This is a genomic window from Acinetobacter sp. ANC 7912 (genome assembly GCF_039862785.1).
GTDB lineage: Bacteria > Pseudomonadota > Gammaproteobacteria > Pseudomonadales > Moraxellaceae > Acinetobacter > Acinetobacter thermotolerans.
Map to the genome: position 1 here is coordinate 2454125 of NZ_CP156795.1, position 16503 is coordinate 2470627.

16 protein-coding genes and 1 pseudogene are annotated in these 16503 nt (G+C 41.1%); 3 read left to right on the forward strand and 14 right to left on the reverse strand.

Annotation, left to right across the window (positions count from 1 at the left end; all coding sequences use genetic code 11):
- Positions 1-166: 166 nt before the first annotated feature.
- The 6 genes from ABEF84_RS12140 to ABEF84_RS12165 all read right to left on the reverse strand — a co-directional run bounded on the left by ABEF84_RS12140 (position 167) and on the right by ABEF84_RS12165 (position 4776).
- Entirely contained in the window at positions 167-1096 is a 930-nt protein-coding gene (locus tag ABEF84_RS12140; protein ID WP_347455962.1) for a DUF4041 domain-containing protein, read from the reverse strand.
- Between the two features lie 415 nt (positions 1097-1511).
- Entirely contained in the window at positions 1512-2177 is a 666-nt protein-coding gene (locus ABEF84_RS12145) for an RluA family pseudouridine synthase (RefSeq protein WP_034584472.1), read from the reverse strand.
- A 91-nt stretch (positions 2178-2268) separates the two neighbouring features.
- Positions 2269-2721, reverse strand: a complete 453-nt coding sequence (locus ABEF84_RS12150; protein WP_347453067.1) for a hypothetical protein — start codon at positions 2719-2721, stop codon at positions 2269-2271.
- A gap of 164 nt (positions 2722-2885) precedes the next feature.
- Positions 2886-3599: an SIMPL domain-containing protein gene (locus ABEF84_RS12155; protein ID WP_347453068.1), complete on the reverse strand. Its 714-nt coding sequence runs from the start codon at positions 3597-3599 to the stop codon at positions 2886-2888.
- A 133-nt stretch (positions 3600-3732) separates the two neighbouring features.
- Complete coding sequence (locus ABEF84_RS12160) at positions 3733-3972, reverse strand: DUF6868 family protein (RefSeq protein WP_347453069.1); 240 nt, start codon at positions 3970-3972, stop codon at positions 3733-3735.
- A gap of 540 nt (positions 3973-4512) precedes the next feature.
- Positions 4513-4776: a hypothetical protein gene (locus ABEF84_RS12165; protein ID WP_034584466.1), complete on the reverse strand. Its 264-nt coding sequence runs from the start codon at positions 4774-4776 to the stop codon at positions 4513-4515.
- Between the two features lie 290 nt (positions 4777-5066).
- On the opposite strand from ABEF84_RS12165, the gene ABEF84_RS12170 reads away from it, so the two are divergent.
- A complete protein-coding gene (locus tag ABEF84_RS12170; protein ID WP_000102417.1) occupies positions 5067-5942 on the forward strand; it encodes an IS982-like element ISAba825 family transposase in 876 nt (291 codons plus the stop codon).
- A gap of 34 nt (positions 5943-5976) precedes the next feature.
- Here the strand turns inward: ABEF84_RS12170 and ABEF84_RS12175 are convergent, their stop codons facing one another.
- The 5 genes from ABEF84_RS12175 to ABEF84_RS12195 form a co-directional block, all read right to left on the reverse strand.
- Positions 5977-6183, reverse strand: coding sequence for a hypothetical protein (locus ABEF84_RS12175; protein ID WP_034584484.1), 207 nt, complete (start codon positions 6181-6183; stop codon positions 5977-5979).
- 193 nt (positions 6184-6376) lie between these two features.
- Positions 6377-6955, reverse strand: coding sequence for a DUF4126 domain-containing protein (locus tag ABEF84_RS12180; protein ID WP_347453070.1), 579 nt, complete (start codon positions 6953-6955; stop codon positions 6377-6379).
- A 126-nt stretch (positions 6956-7081) separates the two neighbouring features.
- Entirely contained in the window at positions 7082-7225 is a 144-nt protein-coding gene (locus ABEF84_RS12185; protein WP_081403460.1) for a zinc ribbon-containing protein, read from the reverse strand.
- A 231-nt stretch (positions 7226-7456) separates the two neighbouring features.
- Positions 7457-7912, reverse strand: coding sequence for a hypothetical protein (locus ABEF84_RS12190; protein ID WP_152598531.1), 456 nt, complete (start codon positions 7910-7912; stop codon positions 7457-7459).
- Positions 7839-8615 (reverse strand): hypothetical protein, encoded by a 777-nt coding sequence (locus ABEF84_RS12195; RefSeq protein ID WP_347455292.1) that lies wholly within the window; start codon positions 8613-8615, stop codon positions 7839-7841. Before ABEF84_RS12195 ends, ABEF84_RS12190 begins: the two co-directional genes overlap by 74 nt.
- A 20-nt stretch (positions 8616-8635) precedes the next feature.
- On the opposite strand from ABEF84_RS12195, the pseudogene ABEF84_RS12200 reads away from it, so the two are divergent.
- Positions 8636-9687 (forward strand): annotated as a pseudogene (locus ABEF84_RS12200) (IS3 family transposase).
- 36 nt (positions 9688-9723) lie between these two features.
- Here ABEF84_RS12200 and ABEF84_RS12205 read toward each other — a convergent pair.
- The 3 genes from ABEF84_RS12205 to ABEF84_RS12215 form a co-directional block, all read right to left on the reverse strand.
- On the reverse strand, positions 9724-9924 hold the full coding sequence (locus ABEF84_RS12205; RefSeq protein ID WP_034584985.1) for a hypothetical protein: 201 nt from the start codon (positions 9922-9924) through the stop codon (positions 9724-9726).
- Positions 9925-10001: 77 nt separating this feature from the next.
- Entirely contained in the window at positions 10002-12608 is a 2607-nt protein-coding gene (gene acnD, locus ABEF84_RS12210; protein ID WP_347455293.1) for a Fe/S-dependent 2-methylisocitrate dehydratase AcnD, read from the reverse strand.
- 412 nt (positions 12609-13020) lie between these two features.
- Positions 13021-13983 (reverse strand): IS30-like element IS18 family transposase, encoded by a 963-nt coding sequence (locus ABEF84_RS12215; RefSeq protein ID WP_075174500.1) that lies wholly within the window; start codon positions 13981-13983, stop codon positions 13021-13023.
- Between the two features lie 272 nt (positions 13984-14255).
- Here ABEF84_RS12215 and ABEF84_RS12220 point away from each other — a divergent pair, with 272 nt between their 5' ends.
- Positions 14256-16421 carry a multicopper oxidase family protein gene (locus ABEF84_RS12220; RefSeq protein WP_034584978.1) on the forward strand — a complete coding sequence of 722 codons (2166 nt, stop codon included), beginning with the start codon at positions 14256-14258 and terminating at the stop codon, positions 16419-16421.
- Positions 16422-16503: the final 82 nt, after the last annotated feature.

Below are 16503 nucleotides of genomic sequence, written 5' to 3' on the forward strand. Positions count from 1 at the left end.
ACAATTTTTAATGAACAAATGATGATTTAAACCACTGTTTCATAAAACTTATTTTTTTAAAGAGTTCTTTGTATAAATTTATCTTCCAGGTAATACACTGGAACTTATTTCATTGAAAAACCTGGATCATTTTCCTCAACACTTGAACTGAAGAAAATCACCCACTTCATGCCAGTTCAGCGATGGGTACACGTTTAAATTCCAGCAGCAATGTCGCAAATTTCAGCTCCTCTAGGCGCAAGTCCAGGTAAGGCTGCTGAATTGCAGCTTGGCTCAAATCCTTGCCTTTATGATTAATTAAATGAAAATCATCCTGCAAAGCCTGCTGCATTTGCCCCAAATTATCCGGGGTTAGACACAACAGATACAGGTCTGCACGACTGTTAAAAGCCAGCGTGATCATTTCAACGGTAGTATTACGGCGATCATCATCCACATAGTTACAGGTGGCCACTTTACGCTCTTGTGCCATCTGATTGATCCGTTCACGCAGCTGCTGTAAATGACGGGCTGCATCCTGTTCCTGATAGCCTTCAATCAATTCATCCAGTACATCTTTCGAAGTCAGGGCAAAACCATGTGAGTAACCACTGATTTTATGCTGTAAAGCCAGCAACACATCCTGCAAGCGATATTCTTCCTGAGCCTGCTGATAATAACGCCCGAGTTTCTCCTGTGCCTGCTGTTCAACTTGTGCAATGCTTTTAGTCTGATAATCATTAACATAGGCTTTGACCCGTTCGATATAGCCTTTAATGTCATCAATCATAATGGAAGCATCTGCCTTGGTCATTTCCACAAAGGTCTCCGCCTGCAATCGACGGTTAACTACATACTGCTCGATCTCACAGATTTCCTGGTATTTCTTATATTTATCCAGGGTAGTTTTTAAGCCGCTGACCTGTACCCGTAACTGGGACAACTCGAACTCAGTCTCTTCCAGCTGGTTCTCATACTCAGAAATTTTAAGACGCGCGTGGTCGAGATTGTCTTGTAAGAATTTTAGGTTTCCACGCAAAGATTTCAGCTTACTGAGTGTGATCGACAACACTCCAGCTAACACCCCTACCAGAACGAATGAAACGATGCTGAACATTGTTCGTTCCTCAATCCAAAAAAAGAAAATTGCTGCAAATGTAATCATTAAAATGGGCGAGCAAGCATATTGTGCACGGATTCACAAAAGAATCCCATCCTCAGTTTTGGAGGTAAACTATTTATAAAATTCAAGTTTTTGTTGATTTTTCATTTATTTCTTTATAGGCAAACGACATTCTTTGAAGGAAATCTGAGAGTACTATAGGGAACGTGCAGTGAGATAAATTTAACCATTCGATATATTTACATATTTTAACACTTCAGATAACTAAAATTACATTTAGGTAAATTTCACCAGATTTCTATCCCAAATACCCCTTTAATTTTTAAATATTTTGAAACATTTTCTCACATTTTACCCAACGCCCTCGATCAGCGTATCCGCTCAGTTCATCCTCTATGAGGAAATAAAATCAGAATGGCACTTCTCCACGGATTTCGACAGACTCACCACTAATCGGCTGTTCAAAAGCCAGATAGCTGGCATGTAAAGCCATCCGTTTTAGTGGACTGCGTTGTGGCTCTGGATGGTAAATCTTGTCCCCGGTAATTGGATGACCAATATGCAGCATATGCACGCGTAACTGATGCGAACGACCGGTAATCGGTGTCAGTAACACCCGGCTAATGTCCTGTTCAGCATCATAATGTAGGGTTTGATACAGCGTTTGTGAAGGCTTGCCCAGTTCCAGATGCACCATCTGACGCGGACGGTTTTCCCAATCGGTGATCAGCGGTGCATTCACCTCGCCTTCGCCTTCAAGTCGCCCTTGTACCAAAGCAATATAGTTTTTCTTGACCCGTCGCGCCTGAAACATTTTACTGACCGCAACTTCGGCATCGCGATGCTTGGCAAACATCAAGATACCCGAGGTCGCCATATCCAGACGATGAGTAATTTTGGCATCTGGAATCTGATCACGTACCCGCAAATAAGCACTGTCATGATGTTCAGGTAAACGTCCCGGTACCGATAGCAACCCGGCCGGTTTATCAATCACGACCAGGTCAGCATCTTCATAGAGAATTTTCAGGGGATCTTGTGGTGGGGCGTAAACAAAATCGTCATTCAGTGGCATGGAACAGCGCTACGGGAGGAGAAAACGCGAAAAATATCAAGGCAGCCCCTGACTGTCAATCAATAGGCAATAGCAATCCGAATAAAAATAATCAAACTTGAGTCGATGCTGGATCAGTCTGGCTTGAGCTATGCTGATACTGCCGTTTGATGCTCTCGATCTCTCCGCTGACAAAGCTGTTTAAAATGGACTGTACCTGTTTCAGACTCAGTTCACGAAAAGAGACATAATCCTTAGCCTTATAGCTAAACAGGCCAAACAGGTTCTTTTCACCTGTGATCTCAATGTCACTGTCGAGTTTAAATTCCAGCTGATGCGACGCTGCAAACTCATTCAGGCTGATCTGAATGGATTGTTCACTTTCAGAATCTGTCACAGTAAAGGTGGTACTGCCCGCCTGCATTTGTAATTGCAGAATCAGTAACTGACTCCAGTTCAGGCTATGAAACTTTTCCAGCACCGCTTCTGCAGCTAAATTCTCAAGCTGAACACCCTCTTCCTTGTCTTTATGGGGATAGCTGATTTCTACTTCATAGCGCTTCATTTTTATTCTCGCCCTTTCTTATTGATCATTTTTCATACTAGCAAAAGTATTTTATTATTATCATTTAATTTCAAAATGATCAAAAATCAAGCATTAATTTCAAAAATAAAATGAGCTAAAACAGACAGAAGGCTAACGGTTCCCACTGATCCCAAGTTATGCACCTAATCCGCTAGATAATACTCCACGGTAGAGACCACACGGACTTTTTTCAGATACGGCGTATTGCTGTCACGATCTTCGATGCTAAACAGGCCCTGATTCGCGGTCTTGATTTTGCCGAGTCGGCTTTGTGAATCAGCCGCAAATTTTTCTGCCACACTCCGGGCATTTTGTGTGGCTTCTTCGATCATGGCCGGCTTGATGTCATTCAGTTGAGTAAACAGATATTCAGTTCTTTGTCCAGAATCTTCGCCATTAAAAGCAATGCCCTTCTTCCCTAGTTCCGCCAGACGGGTTTGCGCAGCACGCACCTGTTCAATATTATGGGTATAAACGGTAATGGTCTGATGCGCCGCATAACGCAGTGCGACATTGGCATCACCACCATATTGCTGGGCATATTTATCGGTCGTTACCGGCGCCCCCGTAGTGATTTCTTCAGGTTTAAAGCCTTCAGTTTTCAGAAAATTCTGGATCTGCAGGGTTTGCTGTTCCATATTGGCATATAGCTCAGCCAGATCCTGACTGCCGGCACTAAAGCGAATCGGCCAGACCGCGACATCGGCTTTCACTTCCCGCTCTGACAGGCCTTTGACTGAAACAACTCGTTCATATTGTTTGATTCTGAGCGCACTATTGCCAAGGATCCATCCGGCAATAATCATACCGACAGCAATCAACGCCCCTAAAATCAGCGCAGGTTTAAACTGGGCCATGCTTCAAACTCCTTTTGCCTTATTCTTGTTCTGATCAGACTATTTTAATCATTTTACTGTAGTGCTTTCACCTCTAGATGACTACTGCTTCCGCTCTATGGATACTATTTAGATAACCGGAATGCTTGTATTTTTAAATCAGACATAAGGTGATGAAGGGCACCAGATAAAACAGAAAAATGCCGATTTTATACATTGCCATGCCACCATAATGAATGGCGTCAAAAGTAGTATCGGAGAGCTGGAACCACTGCCCATGAATGCGTTTCACCCAGTTTCGGGCAAACACAATCAGCAAGAACCAGAGCATTAAGATGCCGTAATTGATCAGAAGTGAATAAAGAAGAAACTGCCGCCAGAAATCCAAATCCATAGTGATCTCCTGCCTGAACATGCTGCTTATTTTCTAAACTAGCATAAATCCCTGATAGGAGCATTGAATGCTGGATTTATATCTTGAATGCAGGAAATTTAAATGGCTTGAGAAGGTTTAAAGAGGAGAATTTTTTAATTATTTTTTATACTGGTTTGGAGAATCTTTTAGGGTGTAGGGAAAACTCGCGATCGTTTACTTCAACTATCAATCTTTGTAAGAATTGACCTTATAGCCTACAAACTTCTGGTTCATAGCGTCCTAAGCCGGATCAAGACCTTTTGGGTTCGTACTGCTCTCGCGTTTTGCGCCGCTCACAGCATGCTACTCTTTCCGATCCCATCACACCCTTGAGATATATAGTAGCCTCGAGTGGATGGGATTAATTTCCTATGTTTGACTCATTTTTTTATTTTTTGAAAATTTATTTCACCAAATATATAAGACTCGAGAAATAAATTCCATTTGATCATTTTAATGACGTTTTATTCTGTAAAAATGACTTTTATTAGGATTTTATTTTCAGAATTTCAAGCGTTTTTATTTTAATACATGTTGCTGTAACCACTGCGCGGTAAACCACCAGCCACTCATCGCAGACATGCCGGACATGATAATCGCCAGCACTTTATTCATTTTGCTCAAGTCAGATGTAAACACTTTCAGGTTAATCAGATAGGCCAAGGCAAAATACACCAGTCCGATTGCACCACAAAAAGGCACAAATACCAGTGGCCACGCGCTCCAAAGATGAGCTGAAAGTGGTAATTTTCCAGATTCAGGAACTTGATCGGTGATTTCCATATTCGATTCCCTCTATTTACACAGCAAAATGCACTGTTTTAAACCAAGACTTCACCCAAAGATGGAGCCTTGCCCTCTACAATTAAATGATTTGCAAAATCCAAGCCAAATCAGTGCAGTTTTAAAAGTACAAAAGCATGCTTGCATGAAAAAGCCCTGCACAGAGGCAAGGCTTAGGGAGGATGATGATCCGTATTTAAATCAATACGCCAATCTCAACTTTTTAAGTCATTGAAATAAAAAGGACATAACCTCATTTTAAATCCGTCTATGAAAATAAAATTACAGTTATGTCCACTGAAGAATTTATCATCATTGTCTATTTAATCATAGAGGAAATTTACCCAACTATAGTCTCTGAACCATTAAGAAAACGTGGTTTTCCACCTGCTTTAACCGATATTGAAATTATCACAATGCAAATTGTTGGTGAGTGTCTCAAAATGGATACGGATAAAAGCATATGGATGTTTTTTAAAAACAATTACTTAAGTTGGTTCCCTCATTTAGGTTCATATCCTAACTTTTGTAAGCATTGTGCAAACTTATGGCAAGTTCATCAAAAAATCACAGCCCAATTAACTGCACATTATGGTCAGGATCATATTCATTTTATTGATGGATTTCCTATACCTGTTTGTCGTTATAGTCGAGCAAAAAGACACAAGAATTTCAAAGAACATGCAGGTTTTAGTTATTGTGCTGCACAACAAGAGAAATACTATGGTTTTAAAGGGCATCTTGTAATTAATTTGGAGGGTATGATTACTGGCTATACTTTCGCTCCAGCAAATGTAGATGAGCGTGATGTTGCACCAGAAATCACAGAAAATATTCATGGGTTACTAGGTGCAGATAAAGGTTACTTAAGACCCAGCTTGAAAGAATACTATAAATTTCAGTATGTTGATCTACAAACTCCTTTAAGAAAGAATATGCCGGACTCTAGATCTCAAGAATCAATGAGGTTGCTTATGAGAGCACGAAGGAAAATTGAAACGGTCATTGGTCAATTAACTGATCGCTTTAATATTCAAAAAGTAAGGGCAAGAGATTTATGGCACTTATCGCATCGTTTTATCAGAAAGATTTTGTCACATACGGTCTGCGTCGTTATGAATAAAAAATGTGGTTATTCGCCGATTCAATTTGAAAAGCTTATTTAAAGTTGAGATTGGCGTAATCAATATGAATTGTTATTTATGCTTTGCAGCATTTCTCACAACCACTTACCTTTTCTCTTGGCCAGTTCATACGCGCCCGCTTATAGGCCAGATCATAATTAGCAAAGTAACCAATCAGGATCTGGGCATCAGCAGCAGGTAAATCTTCACAACCAACCGTTGAATTATGAATGAGATGTGCCCCGTTGGCTGCAGCATTTTCATCAATCACAAACTTGATCATGTCCATGCAAATTCCCCCATCTTCGTTTTTATTAAGGTAGGAATAAAGCCATACATTTTGTATGTATTTATAAATCCCATACTAAAATTATGTCTTTTATGTGCAAAAATCAATCAGGTTGGCAAAATATTTTTCAAGTTTTTCTCAGGTGAATTAGCGACTTATCACAGATTATGTTTGAAATGCTGCTGGACTAGACAGTTTTAGGTGTGGTCTTGTCATTCTTGTTTTTCTTGAACCAGCGTACAAACCACACCACAGCAATGATCAGGGCGATCACCACTAGTACCGGAATAAAGAATGAAAATATGGAGAGGACAGCGGCACTGATCCATTCACCGGTCGAAATCACCGGATTTCCTGCACCACCTGTTGTCGCGGTCGATAAGCCACGTAATGCGACAGTTCCAAATTGCACCGCCCCTGCTGTTCCACCACCGACAATCAGCGCTGCTGCCCATCCGACAAACTGGGACATTTCCCCACTACTGACGGCCATAGTGGATACGGTTCCGGCAATCACTGCTGCCGGTGTGGCAATGGTATCCAGGACATTGTCCACCCAAGGAATGTAGTAGGCGGAAATTTCACAGATGGTTGCGATTGCCAAAGTCAGACACACCGATGGTAATGCCAGCCAGCCGAAACCCTGGATCGGTTCAAACCAGCCCATCATGCAGGCCACGCTCATAACCAGTAACGGAACAAAGATACGAAAACCACAAGCTGCACTGAGCCCAATACCAATACATAAACCGAGAATCGTTTCCATACTGCGCTCCAGGTAGATTTGTGGCGATGGTTTCTTTTTATCTGTTTCTAAAATAGCAAAAAGCCCTATTGGGTAATAGGGCTTTTATTTTAAAACAGTTTGTTCTGTTTTATTCTTTGCTGTAGCTCAGGCAACCTTATCGTTGTATTTGGTGCCTTGGCATTTGGTACACGGTGGTAAGCGGTCTGTACCAATTTCTAAGTAAACGCGATGTCCACATTGAACACAAAAATAGAAACCTGTTCCCGGTTTTGAGCCAGCTGTTACCATCTTTGTTCTCCGTTGTTTTTAGAAAATGGTAAAGCTAGTATAACCACGCTTTATAGGTTACGGATTGTCCATTTTGTTACAAAATTATGTCGATTAGGCGAAATTGAAATTTTATAAATTATCTAATTAGTCATTTGCCACACTCGCAGATGGTTTTGGTATGGCGGCATTTACTTCAATCATTTTTAGATTATTTAACTCACTATCTTGTATGAGCTTTAAAAAGCGTTCCTATCTATTCTCTGAAATTTCCATATTATGAATTACTAGATAAATTCCTTTATGAGACTTTTCTGACTTTTGATAAATAGGTAGTTGCGAAGTAAATCCTTTTTCTAGCTTACTATTAGAGGTTAATTTCACCTCAACAAGCACTTTAATATTAGCCCCTTTACTAACTTTGAAATCTACCGGTCCCCTACCTGCATCCGATTCTGGACTAATATCAAGATTATTTGCTGAACAATATGCATCAGCTATACCAAAGAATAAGAGTTGTGCAGCTGACTCATGCTTTCTTTTCCCATTTTTATCGTAAAGCAACTTGCATAACTGGTTATCTTCTATCAATTTTTTGAAATGTTCACAGATTACCTCTACAGTTTTATATACATCATCTAAAGTTGGTGTGGCTGATAACTTTAAATCTAAGGGATATTCTTTGACTACTTTTTTTTGATGCCTCATACCATACTGTTTCCCCTGTAGGATCATCTACAAAATCATAATATTGAGGTGATATTTGTTTATAGGCTTCCAGAACTTCTCTCAAAAAAATTGGATCATCAATGATTGCTTTCCGGATATGTCCTTTTTGTTCTTTTATAGAAATTTTTTTAAAGGAACCTTCAATCACTGAATTCAAATAAAGGCGTAATTGTTCATTCTTTTTACAGATCCAATCCAAGTCCATGAGACTATCCGCAATTGGAAGGTCTCGTAAAAATTCTTTAGGAACAAGAATTATAGGTTTTCCAGTAAGTTTATTTTGAGGTAATTCATTAGGTTCATAATTTTTCGAAAATGATTTTTTACTTAATGGAATATTTAATTCAGCACATATACGCTGAGTATAAGAAATAAAATCTTCTATCAAAATATTTGAAATTAAATCACTTATTAAGTCAGGTCCTACTCCCTCTTGAAATCCTCCTATCAACTCAAAAATTGTTGGATCATTTGTACCAGCATCTAAAATTTGTTTCAAATTTCTAAGAATCTCTAATTTTTTGATTTTACCTATACCACCGCCACTGGCATTTTCTTTGCCATATCCTATCGATAATCCATTAATTTCACTTGACTTAAAAAATTCAAAAGCTCTATTCCAAAAAATATCATTTTCTTTTTTGCTAGCATTTGAACCGTACCGGGTTTGTCGGAGAGTCAATATTCTGAGAGACTATCCCGATGACAAAATTAAAATATACCCCTGAAATCAGAGAAAGAGCGGTTCAATTATTGATTGAATCTGAAAAAGATTATCCATCGAATTGGGCTGCGATCACCGCTATTGCTCCCTGAGCAGTATACTGCGCAAGGGTTGTACTCCTGAAACACTACGTGTTTGGTATCAAAAATATTTAGATAAACAAAATCCAGTTAAAGTACAGCAGCTTTCAGACCAAGAACGTATCAAACAACTCGAACGCGAAAATAAAGAACTGCAACGCGCCAATGAGATTCTACGTAAAGCAGCCGCTTTTTTCGCCCAGGCGGAGCTCGACCGCCCACACAAATAAAGTTCAGGTCGATACGGTGTGCGTAAGGTCTGGCAACAACTGAAACGTGAAGGCTATGTGATTGCACGTTGTACAGTTGCTCGATTGATGCAGAAGCTAGGTATACAAGGTGTTTGGCGCGGTAAGAATAAACAAACTACCCGTAGCCGGGATGACCAAAAACGGGCAGATGATTTAGTGAAACGTAATTTTAGTGCTGATCATCCAAACCAACTATGGGTCGGTGACTTTATGTATATTCAAACTCATTCAGGCTGGGTCTATACCGCCTTTATTATTGATGTGTTTTCACGAGCAATTGTTGGATGGAAAGTATCTACACGGATGAATACAGATATGGTGCTCGATGCATTGGAGCAAGCATTGCATGATCGCGGCATGCCAAAGAATGTGATTCATCATTCCGACAGAGGTGTGCAATATCTTTCCATTCGCTATACCAATCGTTTAGAAGCAGCAAATTTACGAGCATCAGTCGGTACGACAGGTGATTCATACGATAATGCTTTGGCTGAAACGGTGAATGGCTTATACAAAACAGAGGTGATTGAATATCTAAAAGCAGATTGGCAAGGTTTAGCGGATGTACAACTTGCGACATTAAATTGGGTAGATTGGTTCAACAAAAAGCGTGTACACAGTGCACTGGGTTATGTATCGCCTTTTGAGTTTGAAGCAATGTACTATGATAAGATTAACCCGTTAGGTCAGGTGGCCTAACTTAAATAAAAAAATCTCCGACAAACCCGGTACGGTTCAATTTAATAATGTCAAAATTTTTTGGAAATATTCCTCAATTTTTAAAGTCGAATTTTTGAATTCTGGAATTTTTGTGTTTCTAACTAATAAAGGATCAATAAATAAACGAGTATCAATATTTAGAATTGGATCTAATGCACCTAAGGCTGTAAATAAATCAGTATCAATTCCGTAAGAGTCTGAAAAGCTTATTGTCATTTTAATTCCAAATAAAAACACCCTACGTTAAAGTAGGGTGTTTTTTAATCAAATTCAACAACTTTTAACTTGAAATATTACACAATTGAGCCTTCTAAAAAGTCCTGTGCAAAGCGCTGTAATACTCCACCCGCTTCATACACAGAAACCTCTTCTTCCGTATCCAGGCGACAGGTCACCGGCACTTTCACCACTTCATTTTTACCATCAGTGGTTGAACGTTCAATCACTAGCGTTAAAGTCGAACGTGGTGCAATATTACCAATCACGCTATACAGCTCTGTACCATCCAGCTTCAAGGTCTTGCGGTCTGTACCCGGTTTAAACTCCAGCGGAAGCACACCCATACCCACCAAGTTGGTACGGTGAATACGCTCAAAACCTTCAGCGACAATCGCTTCTACACCCGCCAGACGAACACCTTTCGCTGCCCAGTCACGGCTTGAACCCTGACCATAATCCTTACCGGCAATGATAATCAACGGCTGCTTGCGGTTCATATAGGTTTCAATCGCTTCCCACATACGCATTACTTCACCTTCCGGCTCCACACGCGCTTTAGAACCTTGCTTGATGGTGCCATCTGAACGAACCACCATTTCGTTATACAGCTTCGGATTCGCCAAAGTCGCACGCTGTGCAGTCAGGTGATCACCACGGTGTGTTGCATAGGAGTTAAAGTCTTCCTCAGGCACGCCCATTTTCGCCAGATATTCACCCGCAGCCGAATCACGGGTTATCGCATTCGATGGAGATAAATGGTCTGTGGTGATGTTATCGCCCAGAATCGCCAGCGGACGCATGTTGGCTAAAGTACGCGGTGCAGCCAGTGCCCCTTCCCAATATGGCGGACGGCGAATATAAGTACTTTGCGGACGCCAGTCATACAGCGGACTCGCAGCTTCCTCTGCCTTGCCTAGATCAAACATCGGGATGTAGACTTTCTTGAACTGCTCTGGTTTTACAGATTCTTTTACCAAAGCGTCAATTTCTTCATCTGATGGCCAGATATCTTTCAGGTAAATCGGATTGCCATCTTTGTCTGTACCCAAAGCATCTTTTTCGATGTCAAAACGGATCGTACCGGCAATCGCATACGCCACCACTAACGGTGGAGATGCCAGGAAAGCCTGTTTTGCATAAGGATGGATACGGCCATCGAAGTTACGGTTACCGGACAGAACCGCAGTTGCATACAGGTCACGGTCGATAATTTCCTGCTGAATCTTCGGATCAAGCGCGCCAGACATGCCGTTACAGGTGGTACATGCATACGCCACGATGCCAAAGCCCAGTTTTTCCAGATCGTGCAGAACACCTGCTTCTTCCAAATACAATGCGGCCGCTTTAGAGCCCGGTGCAAATGATGTTTTTACCCATGGCTTACGGGTTAAGCCCAATTCATTTGCCTTTCGTGCTAGCAAGCCTGCTGCGACGGTATTGCGCGGATTTGAAGTATTGGTACAAGAAGTAATGGCTGCAATGATGATAGCACCATCTGGCATCAGGCCATCAGTACGATTTTCTACCACACCGGCAATGCCTTTTTCTTTCAGCTCAGAAGTCGATACACGTGCATGCGGATTGGATGGACCAGCGATGTTACGGGTCACTTTAGACAGATCAAAACGCAGCACACGTGGATACTCTGCCTGCTTCATTTCAGATGACCACAAGCCAATTTCCTTGGCATAGGTTTCCACCAGCTTGATCTGCTCAGGCTCACGACCTGTCAGAGTTAAATAATCAATGGTGTTTTGGTCGATATAGAACATGGCAGCAGTGGCACCATATTCCGGAGTCATATTAGAGATCGTCGCGCGATCGCCTACTGACATGCTGTCCGCACCTTCACCGAAGAATTCCAGATAAGCACCGACCACACGTTCTTTACGCAGGAACTCTGTCAATGCCAACACAATATCAGTAGCAGTAATGCCCGGCTGGCGCTGTCCTACCAGTTCAATTCCGATAATATCCGGCAGACGCATCCACGATGCTCGACCCAGCATGACATTTTCAGCTTCTAGGCCGCCCACACCGACTGAAATCACACCCAGCGCATCGGTATGTGGTGTATGCGAATCAGTCCCGACACAGGTATCCGGGAAAGCGACACCATCACGGCTCTGAATCACCGGTGACATTTTTTCCAGATTGATCTGGTGCATGATGCCATTACCGGCTGGAATCACATCGACATTTTTGAAAGCAGTCTTGGTCCAGTTAATAAAATGGAAACGGTCTTCATTACGGCGCTCTTCCACCGCACGGTTTTTCTCAAAAGCCTCCGGATCATAGCCGCCATATTCCACCGCCAGTGAGTGATCGACGATCAACTGAGTTGGCACCACCGGATTAACTTTGGCTGGATCACCACCTTGGTCAGCAATCGCATCACGCAGACCAGCCAGATCGACCAGCGCCGTTTGTCCCAGAATGTCATGACATACCACACGTGCCGGATACCAAGGAAAATCATGTTCCTGCTTGCGCTCAATCAACTGGCGTAATGACTGTTCCAGAATGGCAGGATCACAACGGCGTACCAACTGCTCAGCCAGCACTTTGGAGGTATATGGAAGTTTGGCATATGCGCCTGGCTGGATATCTTCAACGGCCTGACGCACGTCATAATATTCCAGCTGGGTACCTTGCAGTGGTTTACGGTAGTTGTTGTTCATAGCTTACCTGCCCTCTTGAATCTTTCTTCTTTACTGCATACTTGTTATCGATGTTTCGCACACCGTTTGCAGGCATAGTACACTGTTGAAAACCCATTTCCCAAATCGTTTATATTTCATAAGCTTAACTACCAAAATAGGCCTTTTAGAAATATTTAGTTACATATTCTTTAGAATAAGTGCTCTAAATAAGACTTTTTTTATGAAAATTGGGCTGAAATCGCATCATTCTTTAGTATGAGATGCAGGTTTAAGAGGAAAAAGTTCTATTTCTTACCATGGCTAAATGAAAGGATCTGAATGCCTGAATTCACCTTTCTGATGAATCCCATATTTTTTTTAAGATTTTTTACAATTACTAATTTATCGCAAATGATTTTAATTAAATCTGCTTATTCAAAACTTGGCGGATTCAAGCGGCAAGTGCAACAGTATAAAAACCAGCCATAACTTCACTCGGTGTATACCAACCTAGCGTTTTTCTAGGACGATGGTTGAGTGCAAATTCTATCTGCTCTATTTGTTCGTTTGACACGTCATCAAACGATGATGATTTTGGCAGATATTGACGGATTAAACCATTCGTATTTTCATTTCTAGCTCGCTGAATAGACTTGTAAGGATCAGCAAAATACGTCTCTATCCCGGCATCAGTAATTCTTTTGTGTTCGGAAAATTCTTTACCATTATCAAATGTCACACTATAAGCATGGCTCATTCGTAAACGATCTAACGCACAAGTAATCGTTTGAGAGGATGCTCTCGTTGATCCTAAATGAACAATATGTACATACAGGCTCTTTCGATCAACAAGGGTTAATAAAGCACCTTTATGATGTTTACCAATCACCGTGTCACCTTCGAAATCTCCTAAACGTTGTCGTTGATCAATGACCTGGTCTCGACAGTGAATACTTGTTTTATCAATGATTTGCCCCCTACGATCCGTGTTTTTGTAACCTCGTTTTCGATATTTCTTCTGATGCCTTAAGTGTAGATGGAGTTTACCGCCTTTTGATTTATCTTGATAAATGTACTGGTAAATCCACTCATGTGAAGGTACATCCAGCCAACCGCGTTGTGTTAAAGCACCTGAAATTTGTTCTGGTGACCAGTCCAAGCCAATTAAATAATCAATATAGGCGAAGGCAAATGCTGTCATTGATGAGGAAGGACGGTACCGTCTTTGACTTGCAAATTTAGCTGCCTGTTGAGCCCTATATCCACGTTGCCCAGTATTTCTTTTTAATTCACGGTAGATGGTTGATCGTGAACGCCCTAACTCCCGAGCAAGGTTAGCGATTGAGCTTTTACTTTTCAAAGTAGCATAAATTTCGTATCTTTCATCTTGAGAAAGTTGGGTGTATTTCTTCATTGTGTGCTTTCCAATTGCGAGTTGAAAAAGTCTAATGATTCTATGAATACACCTAACTTTTTCAACTAACTACAAATGTGTCGCACTTGGGATTTGAATCTGCGCTTTATAAAAAATTGTCTGATTTTTATTAATTGAATAGTTTCAAACTCTGTTAACCACTCGTCTTTATATCCCTATTTGGTGATATTCCTCACTGCTATAGTCACGTATGAATAAGAAAAAAATTAACTCATCACAACAAAATATAAAAAACAATAAAGGTAAATCACATGTTGCATATAGCTATTATTGGGATCATTACAGCAGTTCTCGCAGTTCTGGTCTCTAGTTGGAATAATGGTAAAAATCCTCCAAATCCATCTAATCCTCCTAAACCAACCCCCTCGCATCCAACAAAACCGGATCATCCGACTACACCAGCAAATCCGGCGCCGAGTATTGCCAATTCAATCATCAATAACCCTCCTTTGTTGGAAAAAGGCGCAAAAGGTAAATATGAACTGGTTGCAGCATATAAAACCAATAAAATTTATAACCCGAGATCATCCGAATGGGATCAGTTAGTGGTTCGTGGGTATCTGACCAAAGCCAGCTTATTGAACAAGCAGGCTGCACGTGAAACCGGAATTGTAGATGAACTGGTAGGCCCACAAATTCGTGTAAAACAAGGAGAAACCTTATCGGTTAATTTAAACAACCAGCTCCCAGATGAAACACCAGAAAGTTGTCACCATATTGAAGAACAAGACATTAATACACCACATTGCTTTAATACCACTAACTTGCATACCCATGGTTTTTGGGTCAGTCCTCAAGGCAATAGTGACAATATCTTTGTGAGAATTGATCCACAAAAAAACTTTGATTATCAATATAAAATTGATCCGAATCACCCTGCAGGGACTTACTGGTATCACGCGCATTTACATGGTTCAACCGCAATTCAGGTCTCTAGTGGCATGGCCGGACCTTTAATCGTAGAAGGTAATCGTGTACCTAAAGTGAAGAATGGTAAAGTCACTGAAACAGGAGATATGGATATCCTGTGGAAAGATAAGGCTAAAAATAGCTATCCAAATGAAAAAGTCCTGGTCTTCCAGCAAATTCAATATGATTGTAAGGATGCAAGTGGAGCTGATCTAAACACAAATGATTGTGGTACAGATGGTGTAGGTGTCATCGAGAATTATGATGGTCTGGCTGGATTCAACACTTGGGGGGCCAACAACTACTACACTTCAATTAATGGCAAAATTTTAGGTGAAATCCAGGTCAATCAGAATGAATTTAACCGCTGGCGTATGATTCATGCAGGCGTACGAGATACTTTGGGCTTGGTCATTAAAGAACTACCAAACTCACAAAAATTTACCGCTGAACAGACCCTTGAAGCTTGTTTAAATTATCAGGGCAGACAAAATGATCAGGCTTCAATCGATGAATTTAATAAATTAACCAGTTTACCAGTCCATACCATAGCCCAGGATGGCTTAACGATGAATCATGTACAAATTCGCCGACTATCCGTCTTCCAGCCAGGCTACCGCCATGATGCCATGGTGAACTTTCCAACTACCAATAAGTACTGCATCTTCGATACTCGATTAAATCTAGATGATGAAATTAATAGTACGCCAATTCCTGGTCAGCCTGGCCAAATAGTCCCACAACTTGCTCCAGCCAATCCTGCGAATGCTCAATTGCTTGGATGGGTCAATGTCAAAGCTAGTAAATTAAAAGAACAGACTGCAGCACAGTTCTTAAAGGAGCAGGCACAAAAAATTGGTCTAAATAAAGAAATCCAGAATCAGCTCGCTCAACTTAACCTGTCTGCTTTTGTGGGCCATTCAACTTTAATGACTGATGCAATAACGGCTTTGGTGAATAAGAGACCAAAACAGCGGTCTGTTTTTGATCTTACTTTTGGTGCAAATGCCAAGTTTGGTTACCTCATTGATAATTTTGACGGTATTTATAGCTTTGGAGATGATTATAACGGACCAGATGCAACACATGGTAAATATGTAAGGAAATTACAAATTGGACAAGTGGACGAATGGATTTTAACCAGCAATTTCGCTACTCACCCCTACCATATCCATGTCAACCCATTCCAGATTGTTGAGATCCGGGACCCACGTCGTAATGATGTAAGTGCCGCAGTACCTGAAGATCCGAATGCGCCGATTGATCTGGATGATATTCAGTACCGAGGATTAAAAGGACAGTTTAAAGACACCATCTTTGTCAAACCGGGTTATGAGGTCATTGTTCGAAGCCATTACAAGAAATTTGAAGGTGATTTCGTACAACACTGCCATATTCTTGATCATGAAGATCAAGGCATGATGGAATATGTCCGAATCTGTGGGGGTGAATTTGATTGTAATTCACCTTTACCGGATCACCATGGCGATAATCATAGCCATCATTAACTCTTTCATTTGGTTCAAAGCCCGCGATTGATATTGCGGGCTTTTTTATTTGCCTCACACTACGCCTTGCTGCACAATAGTC

Bases quoted from the DNA above. Each gene is read 5' to 3' on its own strand.
- ABEF84_RS12160 (WP_347453069.1), bottom strand. From the start codon at position 3,972: ATGGATTTGGATTTCTGGCGGCAGTTTCTTCTTTATTCACTTCTGATC.
- ABEF84_RS12205 (WP_034584985.1), bottom strand. From the start codon at position 9,924: ATGACAATAAGCTTTTCAGACTCTTACGGAATTGATACTGATTTATTT.
- ABEF84_RS12185 (WP_081403460.1), bottom strand. From the start codon at position 7,225: ATGGTAACAGCTGGCTCAAAACCGGGAACAGGTTTCTATTTTTGTGTT.
- ABEF84_RS12145 (WP_034584472.1), bottom strand. From the start codon at position 2,177: ATGCCACTGAATGACGATTTTGTTTACGCCCCACCACAAGATCCCCTG.
- ABEF84_RS12165 (WP_034584466.1), bottom strand. From the start codon at position 4,776: ATGGAAATCACCGATCAAGTTCCTGAATCTGGAAAATTACCACTTTCA.
- ABEF84_RS12190 (WP_152598531.1), bottom strand. From the start codon at position 7,912: ATGAGGCATCAAAAAAAAGTAGTCAAAGAATATCCCTTAGATTTAAAG.
- acnD (WP_347455293.1), bottom strand. From the start codon at position 12,608: ATGAACAACAACTACCGTAAACCACTGCAAGGTACCCAGCTGGAATAT.
- ABEF84_RS12215 (WP_075174500.1), bottom strand. From the start codon at position 13,983: ATGAAGAAATACACCCAACTTTCTCAAGATGAAAGATACGAAATTTAT.
- ABEF84_RS12140 (WP_347455962.1), bottom strand. From the start codon at position 1,096: ATGTTCAGCATCGTTTCATTCGTTCTGGTAGGGGTGTTAGCTGGAGTG.
- ABEF84_RS12220 (WP_034584978.1), top strand. From the start codon at position 14,256: ATGTTGCATATAGCTATTATTGGGATCATTACAGCAGTTCTCGCAGTT.
- ABEF84_RS12155 (WP_347453068.1), bottom strand. From the start codon at position 3,599: ATGGCCCAGTTTAAACCTGCGCTGATTTTAGGGGCGTTGATTGCTGTC.
- ABEF84_RS12170 (WP_000102417.1), top strand. From the start codon at position 5,067: ATGTCCACTGAAGAATTTATCATCATTGTCTATTTAATCATAGAGGAA.
- ABEF84_RS12150 (WP_347453067.1), bottom strand. From the start codon at position 2,721: ATGAAGCGCTATGAAGTAGAAATCAGCTATCCCCATAAAGACAAGGAA.
- ABEF84_RS12180 (WP_347453070.1), bottom strand. From the start codon at position 6,955: ATGGAAACGATTCTCGGTTTATGTATTGGTATTGGGCTCAGTGCAGCT.
- ABEF84_RS12175 (WP_034584484.1), bottom strand. From the start codon at position 6,183: ATGATCAAGTTTGTGATTGATGAAAATGCTGCAGCCAACGGGGCACAT.